Raw genomic sequence first — 15,611 nt, forward strand, 5'->3', positions numbered from 1 at the left:
TATGTGTTGCTAATGATGCTTAGTTCAGGATTTCGATTTCTACGCGACGGTTTTCTGCGCGGCCAGCTTTGGTCTTGTTGCTGGCGATAGGCTTGGTCTTGCCGTAACCTTTGGTGGTCATGCGGCTAGCAGCAATGCCTTTAGATTCCATGTATTTTTTCACGGTTTCAGCACGCTTTTCAGATAACTTCATGTTGTATTTTTCTGAGCCGATGCTGTCGGTATGGCCAGAAATTTCAACATTGATATCTGAATACTGGGTCAAAGTCTTGACGTTTTCATCAAGCTTTAATTTGCCAGCAGGGCGTAAAGTTGCCTTGTTGAAATCGAAGTTAGTGCCTTCCAGGATGATCTTGGTGTGAGCAGCTGGACGGACAACTTCCGGGGCTGGAGCAGGTGCTGGCTCTGGAGCCGGTGCTGGAGCAACGTAAGGAGCCGGTGCTGGAGCTGGTGCCGGAGCCGGTGCTGGAGCAACTGGCGCTGCGCCCAATGGAATTACCAGGCCAGCGCTAACAATCCAGTCGCTTGGGTTGATGCTTGGGTTGGAACCAACATTGTCGGTGTAACGATAACGCACATCGGAACGGAAACCTACGCCGTTAAACATTTTCATGAAACCGATACCTGCGTTAGCTGCGAAGTTGGTTTCGTTCAAGTTATGCGCACGGCTGTTCAAACCACCAATACCAGCAACCAGGTATGGAGCGAAATCAGCATTGCGATTGAAGAAATACAGGGCATCAACGCTCAAACCGGTGTTATCCAGTGAGCCGGAGTTGCCTGAACCATTCTTAGCGCTATGTGATGCAAAGTTTGCATTCAATTCCAGATTGATGCTTTCGGTAATTGGCTTACCTACAGCAACGCCGAAACCGATTGCGTCATCCACACCCCAGTCTTTATCGGTAAAGGTATAGTTAACGTTTGGTGCGATGTAAGTACGGGTATCCATGTCTGCAGCAGCAGCCTGGCCAGCCAGTAATACACAAGACATTGCAACAAGATTGCGTAAGGTACGGGACATATTATTCTCCTGGTGATTACAAAAAAACGTTGTTATTTTCATGTCAACGATAGGAATAATTTAGCACAGATAAACGCCTACACCTAAGCATACAAATGTTAAATTTGTGTTTGTATGGTAAATCACACGGCAATTGTTGTTTTTATGCTACTTTTTGGGCGAAATGCTTGTATTACCTCCGGATTGGTTTCCAGGTAAGCGCCGCCGATTAAGTCTATACAGTAGGGAACGGCTGCAAATACGCCATCCAGTGTTTCGGCGATGGCTTTGGGTTGTCCCGGTAAATTGATGATCAGACTGTTGCCGCGCACTACGCCGACCTGACGTGACAAGATGGCTGTGGGGACGTATTTCAGACTCACTGCACGCATGGCTTCGCCGAATCCTGGCAGCACCTTGTCTGCCACTGCCAGCGTGGCTTCCGGCGTGACATCGCGTGGCGCAGGTCCGGTGCCGCCGGTAGTGAGGATCAAATCGCAATGGTTGGTGTCAGCCAGCGCTTTTAAGGTGTCCTCAATCAGGGTTTGTTCGTCCGGGATCAGCCGGGTTTCGAATTCGCAAGGGTTGAGCAATGCGCCTTGCAGCCATGCTTGCAAGGCGGGGATGCCTTTGTCTTCATATATTCCGCTGGAAGCACGGTCGGAAATGGATACGATGCCGATTTTAGCTGTGTTCATATTGATCTCAGAAGGGAAGTGCCAGGCCGGGTGCAGCTTGTTCAAACACGCGTCTGAAGTCGGCCTGGATATGCTCTAAGCCGGCCTGGGTATCGGCTTCAAACCGCAACACGATTACCGGGGTGGTATTGGATGGACGCGCCAGGCCGAAACCGTCTGCATATTCCACGCGCAAGCCATCCAGTTTGATGATGTTTTGTGCGTCGGGAAAAATAGCGGTGGCTTGTAGTTTATCCATCAGCTTGTAGTGCTCACCTTCGGGCAGGGTTATGTTGAGCTCGGGGGTGTTGACGGTATCCGGCAGGCTGTGCAGCGTCGCATTGATGTCGGCCTGTTTGCTCAGGTACTCCAGCAGGCGTGCGCCGGCATACAAGCCATCATCAAAACCGTACCAGCGTTCTTTGAAGAATATGTGCCCGGACATTTCGCCAGCCAGCAGTGCGCCGGTTTCTTTCATTTTGGCCTTGATGAAACTGTGACCGGTTTTCCATAATAAGGGGCGACCGCCGCGCGCGCGTATCCAGTCGAACAGGTTACGGGTGGATTTAACGTCGAAAATAATCTCGGCACCGGGGTTGCGTGACAGCACGTCATCGGCAAACAGCATCAGTTGGCGATCGGGGAAAATGATGGTGCCGTCTTTGGTAACGACGCCCAGGCGGTCGCCATCACCATCGAATGCGAGGCCGATTTCGGCATCGCTGGTTTTGAGGCGGGCTATCAGATCAACCAGGTTGGCTGGTTGCGACGGATCAGGATGGTGATTCGGGAAATTGCCATCGACTTCGCAGAACATTTCTTCTACTTCACAACCCAGGCGGCGATAGAGTTCCGGGCCGAATGCACCGGGTACGCCATTGCCGGCATCAACGATGATCTTCATCGGGCGGGCAAGTTTGATGTCACCGACGATACGCGCGATGTATTCAGAGGCTATGTCATGCTCGCTGTAACTGCCATTGCCGTGGGCGAGATCATTATTTTCGATGCGCTGGCGCAGTGCCTGGATAGTATCGCCGGACAAGGTTTCGCCAGCGAGCACCATTTTCAGTCCGTTGTAATCGGGCGGGTTATGCGAACCGGTGACCATGACCGCGCAATGCGTGTTGAGCTGGTAGGCAGCAAAATAGGTCATAGGCGTTGCCACCATGCCGACGTCAATAACGTTGATGCCGGATTTCTGTATGCCGCGGGCCAGTGCTGCGGCCAGTTCGGGGCCGGACAGGCGGCCATCGCGACCGACACAGATGGTGGTTTGCTGGCGAGCAACAGCCTCAGAACCAATCGCGTGACCAATTGCTTCAACAATTTCGGGTGTCAGCGTTTTGCCGACGATGCCGCGTATGTCATAGGCTTTGAAGATTTCTTGAGGCAGGTTTTGCACAGTGAGCTCCCGATCAGGTGTGAGTTAGTATTCGGATGAAGTCTAAAGCGGATTTATGACAATCAGCATACCCTTAACTATTTCCGCAGACAAGGCGTCAGCCCTGGTGTTGCAGGTAATTCAGCACGTGTTTTGGCAGCCAGTCGACATTGCCGGGGAAAGGGCCGCTATGAAAGCCGACATGACCGCCCTGTTCGGGGTAATGCAGCGTAACCGCAGCAGACACTTCCTGCTGGTCAGGCAGTGCGCTGCTGGGTAAAAAAGGATCGTTCTTGGCGTTAATGATGAGGGTGGGGACGCTGATGTGGATGAGGCCAGGTTTGCTGGAAGCGCGTAGCCAGTATTCATCCGCATTGGCGTAGCCGTGCAGCGGTGCGGTGACCACATCATCGAATTCGCGCAAAGTGGTCGCCGCCTGCACCCGGCTGGCATCAAACAATCCGGGAAATTTTTTCAGTTTCTGTAACGCAGTTTGTTTGAGGGTGGTCAGGAAATGCCGAGTATAAAACAGCTGATTGAATCCTTGATCCAGTGTATTGCCAGCTGCAGTTAAATCCAGTGGTGCAGAGATACCAACAGCAGCCTGGATTACACCATTCGCGGCTGAGCCTTGCTCTCCCAGCCATTTGAGCAGGGCGTTACCGCCGAGCGAAACGCCAACGGCGTAGATAATCGAATCCGGCTCTTGTTCACGCAGGCGTCGCAACACGTAGTTGATTTCAGCGCTGTCGCCTGCAAAATAGGCGCGGGGCAGACGATTGGGTTCGCCTGAGCAACCGCGAAAGTGTACGACGACGCCACGCCAGCCGCGATGTTTGATCTGGTTCATCAGCGCCAGGGAGTAAAACCCGCGGGAATGGCCTTCCAGTCCGTGAAACAGCACTACTAATGGCGCGTCGGCCGGATTGTCCACCCAGTCCAGATCCAGGAAATCGCCATCGGGCAGTTCCCAGCGTTCGCGACGGTAGTGGACTTTGGGCCTGGCGGCAAAAAAATAAGGGTAGAGTGTTTGTAAATTGCCCCCTGGTAACCAGTTGGGTGCTTGATATTCGTGAGTGGGGCTAGGTGTGTCCGGCATTGATGATGTTAAGCTGGTCGAATGGTGTGTGCAAGTATAGCAAAGTGCTGAAAAGTGAGCAGAGTTTGGTTGGTAGCGGGTAAAATGGTACATGAAGATGCTGTTGAATGAAGTGAGTCGATTTGCCGCGTTTGCTTGTCCTGACGCAATGATAACGGGTGTGAGTGTGTATATGGTTAGGAAGCTGTTTTGACGATACGTATTCTGGGTATAGACCCGGGTTTGCGCGTGACCGGGTTTGGCGTGATCGATAAAATCGGCAATCGGCTGGTGTATGTCACCAGCGGCTGTGTTAAAAGTGGTGAAGGCGAACTGCCGCAACGGCTAAGTGTGATTCTGGCAGGGTTGGGTGAAGTGATAGATAGCAATCAGCCGCATCAAACTGCGATAGAAAAAGTATTCGTTAATGTGAATCCTCAATCTACCTTGCTGCTTGGGCAGGCACGGGGCGCTGCGATTTGTGCAGCAGTGCTGAAGAATTTGCCGGTGGCGGAATATACGGCATTGCAAGTCAAACAGGCGGTGGTCGGTAATGGTCATGCGGCCAAAGAACAAGTGCAGGAAATGGTTAAGCGCTTGCTCAACTTGCCCGGCCTCCCCGGTCCTGATGCGGCGGATGCCTTGGCGTGTGCGATCTGCCATGCACATGGTGGGCAAGGCTTGGGGTTATTGGCGACGGCGGGATATCGGGTTAAGAATGGACGGCTGATAGGATGACAAATAATGATAGGTAGAATCACAGGGACGCTTATAGAAAAACATCCGCCGCAAATAGTGGTGGATGCGGGTGGCGTGGGGTATGAAATCGATGTGCCGATGAGTACCTTCTATCATCTGCCGGCATTGGGTGAGCGCGTGGCGCTGCATACCCATCTGGTGGTGCGTGAAGATGCGCAGTTACTGTATGGCTTTGGTAGCGAGGCGGAGCGTGCGAGTTTTCGGCAACTGATCAAAATAACTGGCGTTGGTGCAAAAATGGCGCTGGCTGTGCTGTCCGGCTTAAGTGCGGCGGATCTGGCGCAAGCTGTGGCACTGCAGGATGTGGGGTTGCTGACCAGGATACCCGGTATCGGAAAAAAAACCGCAGAACGCTTATTGCTGGAGCTGAAAGGCAAGATTGCGGATGCGCTGCCTGCAGGTGCTGTGGTGAATAGCAGTTCACAGGTTAATGGTGACGTGCTCAATGCGTTACTGGCCTTGGGCTACAACGAGCGCGAGGCGTCTGGCGCGGTGCGTCAGATTGCTGTCAGTGATAGTGTGGAAGATGGCATCCGGCTCGCCTTGAAATGGTTGTCCAAGCCATGATAGAAACTGATCGTTTAATCGCACCCGCCGCACAGAATGTGGTGGAAGAACAGATAGAGCGGGCGTTGCGGCCCAAGCAGCTGTCTGAATATGTGGGGCAGGAAAAAGCGCGCGGGCAATTGTCGATTTTTATCGAAGCAGCGCGTAAGCGTGGGGAATCACTGGATCATGTGTTGCTGTTTGGCCCGCCGGGTCTGGGTAAAACCACGCTGGCGCATATTGTTGCGCGTGAAATGGGCGTGAATCTGCGCCAGACGTCCGGCCCTGTGCTGGAACGGGCGGGTGATCTGGCTGCATTGCTGACCAATCTTGAGCCGAATGATGTGCTGTTTATCGATGAGATTCATCGGCTCAGCCCGGTGGTGGAAGAGATACTCTATCCAGCATTGGAAGATTTTCAGCTTGATATCATGATCGGCGAAGGGCCAGCGGCGCGTTCGGTGAAGCTGGATTTGCCGCCGTTTACTTTGGTGGGTGCGACGACCCGGGCGGGGATGCTGACTAATCCGTTGCGTGACCGGTTTGGTATCGTGGCTCGACTGGAGTTTTATACGGCCGAGGAGTTGACCCGGATTGTGAAGCGCTCGGCGCAACTGCTGGAAATGAGTATTGTCGATGATGGCGCATTTGAGATCGCACGGCGCTCGCGTGGTACGCCGCGTATCGCTAACCGTTTGTTGCGACGGGTGCGGGATTTTGCTGAAGTGCGTGCCGATGGTCGGGTGACGCGGACTGTGGCGGATGATGCCTTGCAAATGCTGGATGTCGATCATGCTGGGCTGGATGTGATGGACAGGAAATTGTTGAGCGCAGTGCTGGAGAAATTTGATGGCGGTCCGGTAGGGCTCGACAATCTGGCCGCTGCAATTGGCGAATCGCGCGATACGATAGAAGATGTGCTGGAGCCGTATTTGATCCAGCAAGGTTATTTGCAGCGCACTCCGCGTGGGCGTATGGCAACCTTGATGGCGTACCGGCATTTCGGGCTGAATGTGCCGAGTAAATCGGATTTGTGGAATGAGCGCGATGCCTGAGATGGAATTTGTTTGGCCGGTGCGGGTCTACTATGAAGATACCGATGCGGCAGGGGTGGTTTATTACGCCAACTATCTGAAATTTATGGAGCGAGCGCGCACCGAATGGCTGCGTGCATTGGGGGTTGAACAAACCACGTTGCGGGATGAGTTGGGCGTGGTGTTTGTCGTGCGGCATGTGACTGTTGATTATCTTAAACCGGCGCGCTTTAATGACGCATTGCAAGTGTTGACGCGGATCAAACGGCTGAGTCCGGCGCGGATTCGCTTTGCGCAAAGCATACAGGGTGAATGCACGCTGGTGATCAGCGAAATCGAAGTGGTCTGCGTCAACGCGCTGACATTTAAACCGGTTAAAATACCGGATCAAATTTTGCAACTTTTGGAATAAATTACAGTGGATATCGGTGTGAATCAGGATTTATCGATGCTGGCCTTGCTGGCCAGCGCAAGTTTGACCGTCAAGCTGGTGATGGGGTTGTTGCTCATCGCTTCGTTCATGTCGTGGTGGTATATCTTCCTGAAAATGTTCGCGGTGAAACGTGCAGCCAGAATGGCGCAGGCGTTTGAACAAGAGTTCTGGAATGGCGCGGATCTGAATCAAATGTATCAGCGCGTTTCGCGTGACCATGACCGTTGTGGCGAACTGGAACGTATTTTTGAAGCTGGTTTTCGCGAATTCATGAAATTGAAAAATCAGCCGGGAACCGATGCGGCGATGATGACCGAGAGTTCGCGCCGCGCCATGCGTGCCGCGTATCAGCGTGAAATGGATGCATTGGAATCGCATTTGTCCTTCCTGGCGACGGTAGGTTCGGTGAGTCCGTATGTCGGTCTGTTCGGCACGGTGTGGGGCATCATGAATGCATTTCGTGGTCTGGCTAATGTGGCTCAGGCTACCTTGGCGCATGTGGCGCCTGGCATTGCCGAGGCCTTGATTGCGACCGCGATGGGCTTGTTTGCGGCCATACCGGCGGTGATTGCCTATAACCGTTATACCTATGATATTGATCGTCTGGCAAACCGCTTCGAGAGCTTTATCGAAGAGTTTTCCAATATTCTGCAACGGCAAGCGCATAAAAAATGAACGCCCGTCGTCCTCGTAAACAGATGAATCAAATCAACGTCGTGCCTTACATCGACGTGATGCTGGTGTTGCTGGTGATCTTCATGGTGACTGCGCCGATGATAAATCCCGGGCAGGTGGATCTGCCCAGCGTGGCGAAAACGCAAACGGTTGCTGTGCAGCCTTTGCAAGTCACCATACGCGCAAATGGTGACTTGCGGGTGCGTGATCAGGCTCATGCCGGTGATGAGCAAAGTGTGAGTCAGGATGAGTTATTGGCCTTGATACGGCAGAAGCAGGTGGATCAGCCTGATCAGCCAGTGGTTATCGCTGCGGATAAAAGTGTGCGCTATGAAGCGGTGATGAAGGTGATGAGCCTGCTGCAGCAAAACCAGGTTAAGCGGGTAGGTTTGCTCGCCGCACCCGGGGCCAATTAAATGCGGAGTGAATCAGCCACGCCCGGACGTTTACCAGCGGCTGTGTTGGCGATATTGGTGCATGTAGTGTTTTTTGCCTTGCTGGTATACAGCATTAACTGGAAAACGCATGCGCCGGAACCGGTGATGGTGGAGTTATGGCAGCCGCCTGTGGCTACATCTAGCCGGTCCGTTCCGGAGCCAAAACCGCGAATTGAAAAGCAGAGCAAACCCGAGCCGGTAGTGCCGAATCCGGATATTGCACTGGCTGAAAAGAAACGCAAGCTGGCGGAACAGAAAGCACGTGAAGCTGAGCAGTTAGCGCAACAGCAGGCCGAGCAGAAAATAGCTGAGCAGAAACTGGCCGAGCAGAAACTGGCCGAGCAGAAACTGAAGCGACAACAGGAACAGCAGAAGCAGGCCGCGCAGCAACTGGCGGAGCAGAAAGTGGCTCAACAGAAAATTGAGCAGCAGAAGTTAGAGCAGCAAAAGAAACAGGCGGCCTTGCGCCAGATGATTACGCAGCAGTCGCAGAATGAGTTTAATGCGGAATCTGCTCGATCCCTGACCAGCAGTCGCCAGGCTGCGCTGGCAAGCAAGCAGGCTGCAGAACAATCGACTATGCGGGCGCAATATCAGGATAAGATCAAAGCAAAAATCCGCAGCAAAATTATCTTGCCGGATAGCTTGCAAGGTAATCCGCAAGCGCGTTTCGAAGTGTCGGTGTTGCCGACGGGTGATGTGGTGCATGTGAAATTGCTGCGCCCCAGTGGTCAGCCTGCTTATGATAGTGCAGTGGAGCGCGCCATTCTCAAAGCGTCACCGCTGCCGATGCCGCCTGATGCAGCATTGGTCAACGAGTTCAGAGATCTGGACTTGAAATTTGCACCTAATGAACATTAACAAAAGGCTTAGATAAATGCGAAATATAGTGAAATTCTGGTTGCCAAGTCTGAGTGTGATGCTGTTATTGCCAGTGTTGGCACATGCCGCGATGACCATAGAAATTATCGGTGGTGCAGCCAGTAAATTACCGGTGGCGATTGCGCCATTTGTCGGTGCGGGTGATGCGTATCGTACGATTACGGATGTGGTGGCGGCAGATCTTGCACGTACCGGTGAGCTAAGTCTGGTGGATGTGGCTGATCTTAACCCGCCGTTAACTGATCCGGCTGACCCGCGTTTCAGCATAGTGCGCAAGCGCGGAGCCGAAGCTGCCGTGCTGGGGCAGGTCAGCGTGCTGGCGAATGGGCAGATTGAAGTCCGCTTTCGCCTGATGGACGCAGTGAAACAGACGCAAATGGCAGGTTACAGCTATACCACCAGCGCCACACAGTTACGCATGGTCGGCCATAAAATCGCTGATGTGGTGTATGAGAAGCTGATGGGTGTACCCGGAATATTTTCCACGCATATTGCTTATGTGATCAAACAGGGCAAGCGCTATGAATTGCAAGTCGCTGATGCCGATGGCCAGGGTGTGCAAACCGTACTGAAATCGACTGAGCCATTGATCTCTCCGGCCTGGTCACCTGATGGCAGCAAGCTTGCCTATGTGTCATTTGAGGCCAAAAAGCCAGTGATTTATGTGCAGAACATGATGACAGGGACAAGGCGGATACTGGCCAATTTCAAAGGCAGTAATAGCGCGCCGGCCTGGTCGCCAGATGGCAGCAAGCTGGCATTGGTGCTGACTCGTGATGACGGCTCGCAGCTGTATTTGATCAATGCAGACGGCACCGGATTGAAACGTCTTACCTTTGGCGGTGGTATCGATACCGAGCCGGACTGGAGTCCCGATGGTCAGTCTCTGCTGTTTACTTCAGACCGAGGTGGCAGTCCACAAATTTATCAAATTTCTGTGGCTGGCGGCAGTGCAAAACGGATGACTTATGATGGCAATTATAACGTGTCGCCGACCTGGGCACCGGATGGGAAACGTTTTGCTTTTGTGCAGCGTAGTGAAGGCCGTTTCCGTATTGCAGTGCAGGATATTTCTAGCGGCCAGATACAAGTGCTGACGAATACCAATCTTGATGAATCACCTAGTTTTGCCGCTAACGGCAAAATGATCGTTTACGCCACGGAGATTAATGGCCGTGGCGTATTGTCTGCTGTTTCCTCGGATGGCAAAACGCAGGTGCGTTTATCTGATCGCGCGGGTGATATGCGCGAACCGGATTGGGGGCATTAAAGGCTCTGTCATTATGACTGGGGCTGTATTTGTGGTACTTTTCTTTAAATCAAAGGAGTGGTAAATGAAAAAAACTGTATTGGGTCTGGTTATTGTGGGTATGTTGGCAGGTTGCTCGTCGGTTGATACCAAGCCGGCGCCAGTGGTAGATACATCCTCACAGGATGCGGCTGCACGTGCTGCTGCCAAAGCCGCTGCTGATAAAGCAGCTGCTGACAAAGCTGCTGCTGAGGCTGCTGCGTTGGAACAGGCTCGTCTGGCTAGTCAGATGAATCCGTTAAAAGACCCATCCAATATTCTGTCACAGCGTAGTGTGTATTTCGATTTTGACAAATATAATGTCAAAGGTGATTTCCGTCCGATGATAGAAGCGCATGCGGCCTATCTGACCAGCCACAAGGATGCAAAAGTGACCTTGCAAGGCAATACCGATGACCGTGGTAGCCGTGAATACAACCTGGCATTGGGCCAGCGCCGTGCAGATAGCGTACGTAAAGCTCTGAATTTGCTGAATGTACCGGAAGCACAAATGGAAGCTGTCAGTTTCGGCGAAGAAAAGCCGAAAGCAACTGGCGAAGATGAAGCGGCCTGGTCACAAAACCGCCGTGCCGATATCGTTTATCAAGGTGAGTAATGCATGAGGATTAAGTCTGTTTCGCGTCTGGTATTGGGTTTGATATGGTTGGGCGCAGTATCGGCAGCTTCGGCTGCTGATGAGGACACGGTACGCAAGCTGGCTGATATTCAGCAGCAATTGAGTGCCGTGAATCAGCGTTTAAGTGCTCTGGAAACGCAACCGCAGGCGTCTGCTTTGTTGACGCTGCAGTCGCAGATTGAAGCGCTTAAAACCGAAGTGGGGCATCTGCGCGGGCAGCTGGACGTGCAAACCCATGATATTGAAACCACCCAGAAACGCCAGACAGACTTATATCAGGATCTGGACGCGCGCTTGCGGACTATGGCAAGCGCACCGGCAGTTGCGGCACCGGCGACTCCTGCAGCAAGCGCAGGGGTCGCCCCTGCTTCGGGTTCAACAACGAAATCCGCCAATGCTGGCGAAGAACAAAGTTATCAGGCCGCTCTGGCCTTATTCAAACAAGGTGATTATGCGGGTGCTATTGCCGGATTTAAGCAATTTGGCAAGGCCTACCCCAATAGCAGTCTGGCTGCGAGCGCTCAGTACTGGATAGGGAATGCCTATTTCTCTACCAAAGATTTTAAAAATGCATTATCAACTCAGCAGAAACTGATTAGTGCCTATCCGACCAACGCCAAGGTGCCGGATGCGATGCTGAATATGTCCAGTGCGCAAATAGAACTGGGCGATATGGATGGTGCGCGTAAAACGCTGGAAACCCTGGTGGCAAAATACGCGGCTACACGCGCCGCCGTATTGGCAAAAAAACGCCTGGAGCTGTTGAAGTAATGGATGCTGCAACGTTACGCATCACCGAAATTTTTTATTCTGTGCAGGGCGAAACCAGTCGGGTAGGATTGCCGACGGTGTTCGTACGTCTTACCGGCTGCCCGTTACGTTGTGGATATTGTGATACGGCCTATGCTTTTCATGGTGGCGAGTCGCTGACGCTGGCAACGATAATGGAGCGGGTGGCAGCTTTTCACCCGCGTTATGTTACGGTGACTGGCGGCGAGCCGCTGGCACAGAAGCATGTATTGACCTTGCTTACGGCCTTATGTGATGTTGGTTACGAAGTGTCGCTGGAAACCAGCGGTGCACTGGATATTAGTGCAGTGGATTCAAGAGTATCACGTATCGTCGATATTAAAACGCCGGGTTCTGGCGAGGTCAGCAAAAATCGATGGGAAAATCTGACGCACTTGACGGCGCATGATGAAGTGAAATTCGTGATTACCGATGAAGATGATTACCAATGGGCACGGCAGACACTGAATGAGCATGCCCTTAACAAGCAATGCCCGGTATTGTTTTCGCCAGTGCATGGCAGCGGCGCCAGTAATCTGGCTGACTGGATATTGCGCGATCGCTTACCGGTACGGATGCAGCTACAATTACACAAAATTTTATGGAATGATGCGGCAGGCCGGTAATGAATGAACCTAAACATGCCATCGTCCTCCTTTCTGGAGGTCTGGATTCGGCAACAGTGTTAGCAATTGCGCAACGTGATGGGTATATTTGCCATGCGTTGAGTTTTGATTATGGCCAGCGCCACTATGCCGAACTGGCTGCGGCTGCGCGGGTTGCCAGTGTGCAAGGTGCGGCTGAACATCGCGTGTTCAAAATGGATCTGGCCGTGTTTGGCGGGTCATCTCTGACTGATAGTGCAATCGCGGTACCGGAATTGCCGAGTGCGGGTATACCGTCGACCTATGTGCCGGCTCGAAATACCATCATGCTGTCTATCGCCTTGGCCTGGGCAGAAGTGCTTAATAGCCGCGCAATTTTTATCGGGGTGAACGCGGTGGATTACTCCGGTTATCCTGATTGCCGTCCTGAATACATTGCTGCGTTTGAAAAGATGGCTAACCTCGCCACCAAAGTTGGCGTAGAAGGACAGGACCTGCATATTCATGCGCCACTGATGCAGATGTCCAAGGGCGATATTATTCAGCTGGGTACGACATTGGGTGTGGATTACGCAGCGACGGTATCGTGTTACCAGGCTGATGAAGAGGGGCGCGCATGCGGGGTCTGCGATTCTTGCCGTTTGCGAGAGCAAGGCTTTCAACAAGCAGGCATTCCCGACCCGACCCGTTACCGTTTAGTATAAATAGCTTATTGTTATTTTCGCCCGATAAATCATAATCGCACAAGTCGTATTTTGCGCTCGCTTCAGGCAATTTCGTTTTAATCAAAATAAGTGGAGAACCTCTATGTTGTTTGATAGCTTTGCTCAAGCACAATCCGTGCTGTTGTGGGCGACGTTCGGTCTGGCTATGGTGCTGGGTCTGGTTGCCAATAAAACCAATTTCTGCACGATGGGTGCTATATCGGACTGGGTAAACATGGGCGATTTAGGCCGTATGCGCGCATGGATGCTGGCTATGGCTGTGGCTATGCTCGGCGTGTCAGTGCTGGAGTATTTTGGCCTTGCTAATCTGGATGCCTCATTCCCGCCATATCGTGGTGCGCAATTGATCTGGGCAGAAAATATTCTCGGTGGTGTGCTGTTTGGTATCGGGATGACCTTTGCCTCGGGTTGCGGTAATAAAACCCTGATTCGTATCGGCGGCGGTAATATCAAATCGATAATAGTGCTGATGATCATTGCCGTCATTGCTTATTTTATGGTTAACCCATTCCCGGGTACCGATAAGACCTTGTTTACTGTGCTGTTTAATGGCTGGATACGTCCTTTAGCCGTGAATGTTGGCAGTCATCAGGATCTGGCTTCATTTCTGGTGAGTGACGCCAGCCTGAAACAGGCTCGTCTGGTATTGGGTGTGCTGGTGGCGCTGGCGATTGCTGTGTTTGTGTTCAAGTCAGCCGATTTCCGCAGCAACAGAGATAACATCATAGGCGGCCTGGTGGTTGGTTTGACTGTGTTGGGTGCCTGGTACATTAGTAGCGTTATCGGCGTTAAAGTGGATGGCACTACTTACACCTTGCAAGGCTACGTGCAGGAATGGGATTTCGTTGCCGGTAGCGCTGATATCAAGCCTGCCGATAGTCGTCCGTTAAGCCCGCAGTCATTTACCTTTATTAACCCTATGGGTCAGACTTTGGGTTATGTTGCCGGTAAATTTGATATCAGCTTGCTCACTTTCGGCGTAATGGCATTGGCTGGCGTGATAGCCGGTTCGTTACTGTGGTCGCTGTTGAGCAGAAACTTCCGTATCGAATGGTTTGCTTCGTTTGCTGATTTCCGCAACCATGTGTTTGGTGCAATTCTGATGGGGTTCGGTGGCGTATTGGCGATGGGATGTACGATCGGTCAAGGTATTACCGGGATGTCGACATTGGCGCTCGGCTCATTCCTGGCGCTGATCAGCATTATTTTCGGCAGCGCGATCACCATGCGTGTGCAGTACTACAAATTGGTTTATGAAGCAGATGCAAGCTTCATCAAGGCATTGTTAAGCAGTCTGGTTGATTTCAAACTGTTGCCATCGTTCATGCGTAAACTGGAAGCAGTGTAAGTCAGGAACGTTGCTGTATTAAGAACGGCTATTACCGTTAAAGGTAATAGCCGTTTTTTTATGCTATATCAAAACGGCAATTCATCATCCACTAGCTGCTGTCCGAAATTCGATTTAAAAACCGATCCAGCTGATTGGCAAATGCCTGCTGGTCACTCTGCGAAAGTGTCGTTGGCCCGCCTGTTTCAACGCCGCTGCCACGCAATTCGGCCATAAAGTTGCGCATGGTCAGGGCTGCCTGGATGTTTTCCGGTGTGTAAAACTCCCCTCTCGGGTTAAGTGCATGACCGCCTTTATCAATGACGCTGGCTGCCAGCGGGATATCGGCGGTGATAACCAGGTCGCTGGCTTGCATGCGTAACATGATCTCGTCATCTGCCACATCAAAGCCGTGCGGTACTTGCAGGGACCGGATATAGGCAGATGGCGGCGTACGCAACAACTTATTGGCAACCAGCGTCATGGAAATGTGCATGCGTTCCGCAGCCCGGAACAGGATGTCCTTGATCACGCCGGGACACGCGTCGGCATCAACCCAGATATGCATCAGCTAATGTCCAGATGACCAACCTTAACGAGTATGGTGCATCCTGACTCGCTAAAAGGTTGGTGTGTGCTCAGGTGCGGACTGCGCAGCCATATGCCTTGCCCATAATCGCCGTGTTCGTCCTGAAACATGCCGTCGAGTACCAGAATTTCTTCGCCGCCGTAATGGCGGTGCGGTTGAAAGCGTGTACCCGGTTGCCAGCGTACTAATGCAGTGTGTTCACCCTTGAATTCGCTCAGAGGCAGTACGCTCAAACCTTCCACTAAGCCCGGTAACCAGGCTGCTTCGTGGGTGCGTACGACAACCTGCTGCATATCATCCGCCTGCATATAGCGTAATTTTACAAATAGGGTGCAGCCGGAATGTGTAAATGGGCTGTGACGGGACCCAGGAGGATTTTTGATATAAGTGCCGGCAGGATAAACCCCGTGTTCGTCCTCGAGCGTCCCTTCCAGTACGAAAATTTCTTCACCCTGAGGATGGTTGTGGGCATCAAACCTCGCTCCGGCCTGATAGCGTACTATGGAGGTTGCACGTGCCTGTTCTGCGCCGTTGCGTTCTAACAGACGACGTTCGACTCCGGGCAGGGGGGATGGTAGCCAAGGTAAAGCGGCAGGATCCACTCGGGCAACCAGATTGTGATCAGCGTTGATTATCATCGATGTAGAGAGTCATGAAAATTTGATGGATAGACACAAAATAATGTAGTTGCTTAGGCTGGGGTTAGCTGGTTCGGTTCCATCCCTACCATTATGCGCTTATGA

At 52.3% G+C, this 15,611-nt stretch carries 19 protein-coding genes; 13 read left to right on the plus strand and 6 right to left on the minus strand.

What is annotated here, in order from left to right:
• Positions 1–19: 19 nt before the first annotated feature.
• The 4 genes from EJE49_RS11045 to EJE49_RS11060 form a co-directional block, all read right to left on the minus strand.
• A complete protein-coding gene (locus tag EJE49_RS11045) occupies positions 20–1,024 on the minus strand; it encodes an OmpA family protein (RefSeq protein WP_189941864.1) in 1,005 nt (334 codons plus the stop codon).
• Positions 1,025–1,146: 122 nt separating this feature from the next.
• Positions 1,147–1,701 (minus strand): molybdopterin adenylyltransferase, encoded by a 555-nt coding sequence (mog, locus tag EJE49_RS11050; protein ID WP_124950764.1) that lies wholly within the window; start codon positions 1,699–1,701, stop codon positions 1,147–1,149.
• A gap of 7 nt (positions 1,702–1,708) precedes the next feature.
• The gene (locus tag EJE49_RS11055; RefSeq protein ID WP_124950766.1) at positions 1,709–3,085 is read right to left on the minus strand and encodes a phosphomannomutase/phosphoglucomutase; all 1,377 of its coding nucleotides are present in this window, start codon (positions 3,083–3,085) and stop codon (positions 1,709–1,711) included.
• A gap of 97 nt (positions 3,086–3,182) precedes the next feature.
• Positions 3,183–4,163 carry a hydrolase gene (locus tag EJE49_RS11060; protein ID WP_124950768.1) on the minus strand — a complete coding sequence of 327 codons (981 nt, stop codon included), beginning with the start codon at positions 4,161–4,163 and terminating at the stop codon, positions 3,183–3,185.
• Between the two features lie 189 nt (positions 4,164–4,352).
• Here EJE49_RS11060 and ruvC point away from each other — a divergent pair, with 189 nt between their 5' ends.
• The 13 genes from ruvC to EJE49_RS11125 all read left to right on the plus strand — a co-directional run bounded on the left by ruvC (position 4,353) and on the right by EJE49_RS11125 (position 14,300).
• Complete coding sequence (ruvC, locus tag EJE49_RS11065; protein ID WP_189941866.1) at positions 4,353–4,880, plus strand: crossover junction endodeoxyribonuclease RuvC; 528 nt, start codon at positions 4,353–4,355, stop codon at positions 4,878–4,880.
• Positions 4,881–4,886: 6 nt separating this feature from the next.
• A complete protein-coding gene (ruvA, locus tag EJE49_RS11070; RefSeq protein ID WP_124950770.1) occupies positions 4,887–5,468 on the plus strand; it encodes a Holliday junction branch migration protein RuvA in 582 nt (193 codons plus the stop codon).
• Positions 5,465–6,502 (plus strand): Holliday junction branch migration DNA helicase RuvB, encoded by a 1,038-nt coding sequence (gene ruvB / locus EJE49_RS11075; protein WP_124950772.1) that lies wholly within the window; start codon positions 5,465–5,467, stop codon positions 6,500–6,502. The genes ruvA and ruvB overlap by 4 nt, the downstream gene beginning before the upstream one ends.
• A 1-nt stretch (position 6,503) precedes the next feature.
• Positions 6,504–6,893, plus strand: coding sequence for a tol-pal system-associated acyl-CoA thioesterase (gene ybgC / locus EJE49_RS11080; RefSeq protein WP_370685827.1), 390 nt, complete (start codon positions 6,504–6,506; stop codon positions 6,891–6,893).
• A 12-nt stretch (positions 6,894–6,905) separates the two neighbouring features.
• Positions 6,906–7,589, plus strand: coding sequence for a protein TolQ (tolQ, locus tag EJE49_RS11085; RefSeq protein WP_124950896.1), 684 nt, complete (start codon positions 6,906–6,908; stop codon positions 7,587–7,589).
• Positions 7,586–8,005, plus strand: coding sequence for a protein TolR (gene tolR, locus EJE49_RS11090; RefSeq protein ID WP_124950774.1), 420 nt, complete (start codon positions 7,586–7,588; stop codon positions 8,003–8,005). The genes tolQ and tolR overlap by 4 nt, the downstream gene beginning before the upstream one ends.
• Positions 8,006–8,887 carry a cell envelope integrity protein TolA gene (gene tolA, locus EJE49_RS11095; RefSeq protein WP_124950776.1) on the plus strand — a complete coding sequence of 294 codons (882 nt, stop codon included), beginning with the start codon at positions 8,006–8,008 and terminating at the stop codon, positions 8,885–8,887.
• A gap of 16 nt (positions 8,888–8,903) precedes the next feature.
• Positions 8,904–10,178 carry a Tol-Pal system beta propeller repeat protein TolB gene (gene tolB, locus EJE49_RS11100; protein WP_124950778.1) on the plus strand — a complete coding sequence of 425 codons (1,275 nt, stop codon included), beginning with the start codon at positions 8,904–8,906 and terminating at the stop codon, positions 10,176–10,178.
• A gap of 64 nt (positions 10,179–10,242) precedes the next feature.
• Entirely contained in the window at positions 10,243–10,812 is a 570-nt protein-coding gene (gene pal, locus EJE49_RS11105) for a peptidoglycan-associated lipoprotein Pal (RefSeq protein WP_124950780.1), read from the plus strand.
• Positions 10,813–10,815: 3 nt separating this feature from the next.
• Positions 10,816–11,604: a tol-pal system protein YbgF gene (gene ybgF, locus EJE49_RS11110; RefSeq protein WP_124950782.1), complete on the plus strand. Its 789-nt coding sequence runs from the start codon at positions 10,816–10,818 to the stop codon at positions 11,602–11,604.
• Complete coding sequence (gene queE / locus EJE49_RS11115; RefSeq protein ID WP_124950784.1) at positions 11,604–12,248, plus strand: 7-carboxy-7-deazaguanine synthase QueE; 645 nt, start codon at positions 11,604–11,606, stop codon at positions 12,246–12,248. Before ybgF ends, queE begins: the two co-directional genes overlap by 1 nt.
• Entirely contained in the window at positions 12,248–12,931 is a 684-nt protein-coding gene (gene queC, locus EJE49_RS11120; RefSeq protein WP_124950786.1) for a 7-cyano-7-deazaguanine synthase QueC, read from the plus strand. Before queE ends, queC begins: the two co-directional genes overlap by 1 nt.
• Positions 12,932–13,034: 103 nt before the next feature.
• Complete coding sequence (locus tag EJE49_RS11125) at positions 13,035–14,300, plus strand: YeeE/YedE family protein (RefSeq protein WP_124950788.1); 1,266 nt, start codon at positions 13,035–13,037, stop codon at positions 14,298–14,300.
• A 91-nt stretch (positions 14,301–14,391) separates the two neighbouring features.
• Here EJE49_RS11125 and EJE49_RS11130 read toward each other — a convergent pair whose 3' ends face one another.
• Positions 14,392–14,847: a YaiI/YqxD family protein gene (locus tag EJE49_RS11130; RefSeq protein WP_124950790.1), complete on the minus strand. Its 456-nt coding sequence runs from the start codon at positions 14,845–14,847 to the stop codon at positions 14,392–14,394.
• Entirely contained in the window at positions 14,847–15,506 is a 660-nt protein-coding gene (locus EJE49_RS11135; RefSeq protein WP_124950791.1) for a cupin domain-containing protein, read from the minus strand. The genes EJE49_RS11130 and EJE49_RS11135 overlap by 1 nt, the downstream gene beginning before the upstream one ends.
• Positions 15,507–15,611 lie beyond the last annotated feature (105 nt).

It is taken from the genome of Sulfuriferula thiophila, from assembly GCF_003864975.1.
GTDB lineage: Bacteria > Pseudomonadota > Gammaproteobacteria > Burkholderiales > Sulfuriferulaceae > Sulfuriferula > Sulfuriferula thiophila.

Coding starts and splice junctions, on each gene's coding strand:
- ybgC (WP_370685827.1), top strand. CDS start 6,504: ATGGAATTTGTTTGGCCGGTGCGGGTCTACTATGAAGATACCGATGCG.
- queE (WP_124950784.1), top strand. CDS start 11,604: ATGGATGCTGCAACGTTACGCATCACCGAAATTTTTTATTCTGTGCAG.
- ruvA (WP_124950770.1), top strand. CDS start 4,887: ATGATAGGTAGAATCACAGGGACGCTTATAGAAAAACATCCGCCGCAA.
- EJE49_RS11125 (WP_124950788.1), top strand. CDS start 13,035: ATGTTGTTTGATAGCTTTGCTCAAGCACAATCCGTGCTGTTGTGGGCG.
- pal (WP_124950780.1), top strand. CDS start 10,243: ATGAAAAAAACTGTATTGGGTCTGGTTATTGTGGGTATGTTGGCAGGT.
- queC (WP_124950786.1), top strand. CDS start 12,248: ATGAATGAACCTAAACATGCCATCGTCCTCCTTTCTGGAGGTCTGGAT.
- tolR (WP_124950774.1), top strand. CDS start 7,586: ATGAACGCCCGTCGTCCTCGTAAACAGATGAATCAAATCAACGTCGTG.
- mog (WP_124950764.1), bottom strand. CDS start 1,701: ATGAACACAGCTAAAATCGGCATCGTATCCATTTCCGACCGTGCTTCC.
- EJE49_RS11135 (WP_124950791.1), bottom strand. CDS start 15,506: ATGATAATCAACGCTGATCACAATCTGGTTGCCCGAGTGGATCCTGCC.
- tolB (WP_124950778.1), top strand. CDS start 8,904: ATGCGAAATATAGTGAAATTCTGGTTGCCAAGTCTGAGTGTGATGCTG.
- ruvB (WP_124950772.1), top strand. CDS start 5,465: ATGATAGAAACTGATCGTTTAATCGCACCCGCCGCACAGAATGTGGTG.
- EJE49_RS11045 (WP_189941864.1), bottom strand. CDS start 1,024: ATGTCCCGTACCTTACGCAATCTTGTTGCAATGTCTTGTGTATTACTG.
- EJE49_RS11130 (WP_124950790.1), bottom strand. CDS start 14,847: ATGCATATCTGGGTTGATGCCGACGCGTGTCCCGGCGTGATCAAGGAC.
- tolA (WP_124950776.1), top strand. CDS start 8,006: ATGCGGAGTGAATCAGCCACGCCCGGACGTTTACCAGCGGCTGTGTTG.
- EJE49_RS11060 (WP_124950768.1), bottom strand. CDS start 4,163: ATGCCGGACACACCTAGCCCCACTCACGAATATCAAGCACCCAACTGG.
- ybgF (WP_124950782.1), top strand. CDS start 10,816: ATGAGGATTAAGTCTGTTTCGCGTCTGGTATTGGGTTTGATATGGTTG.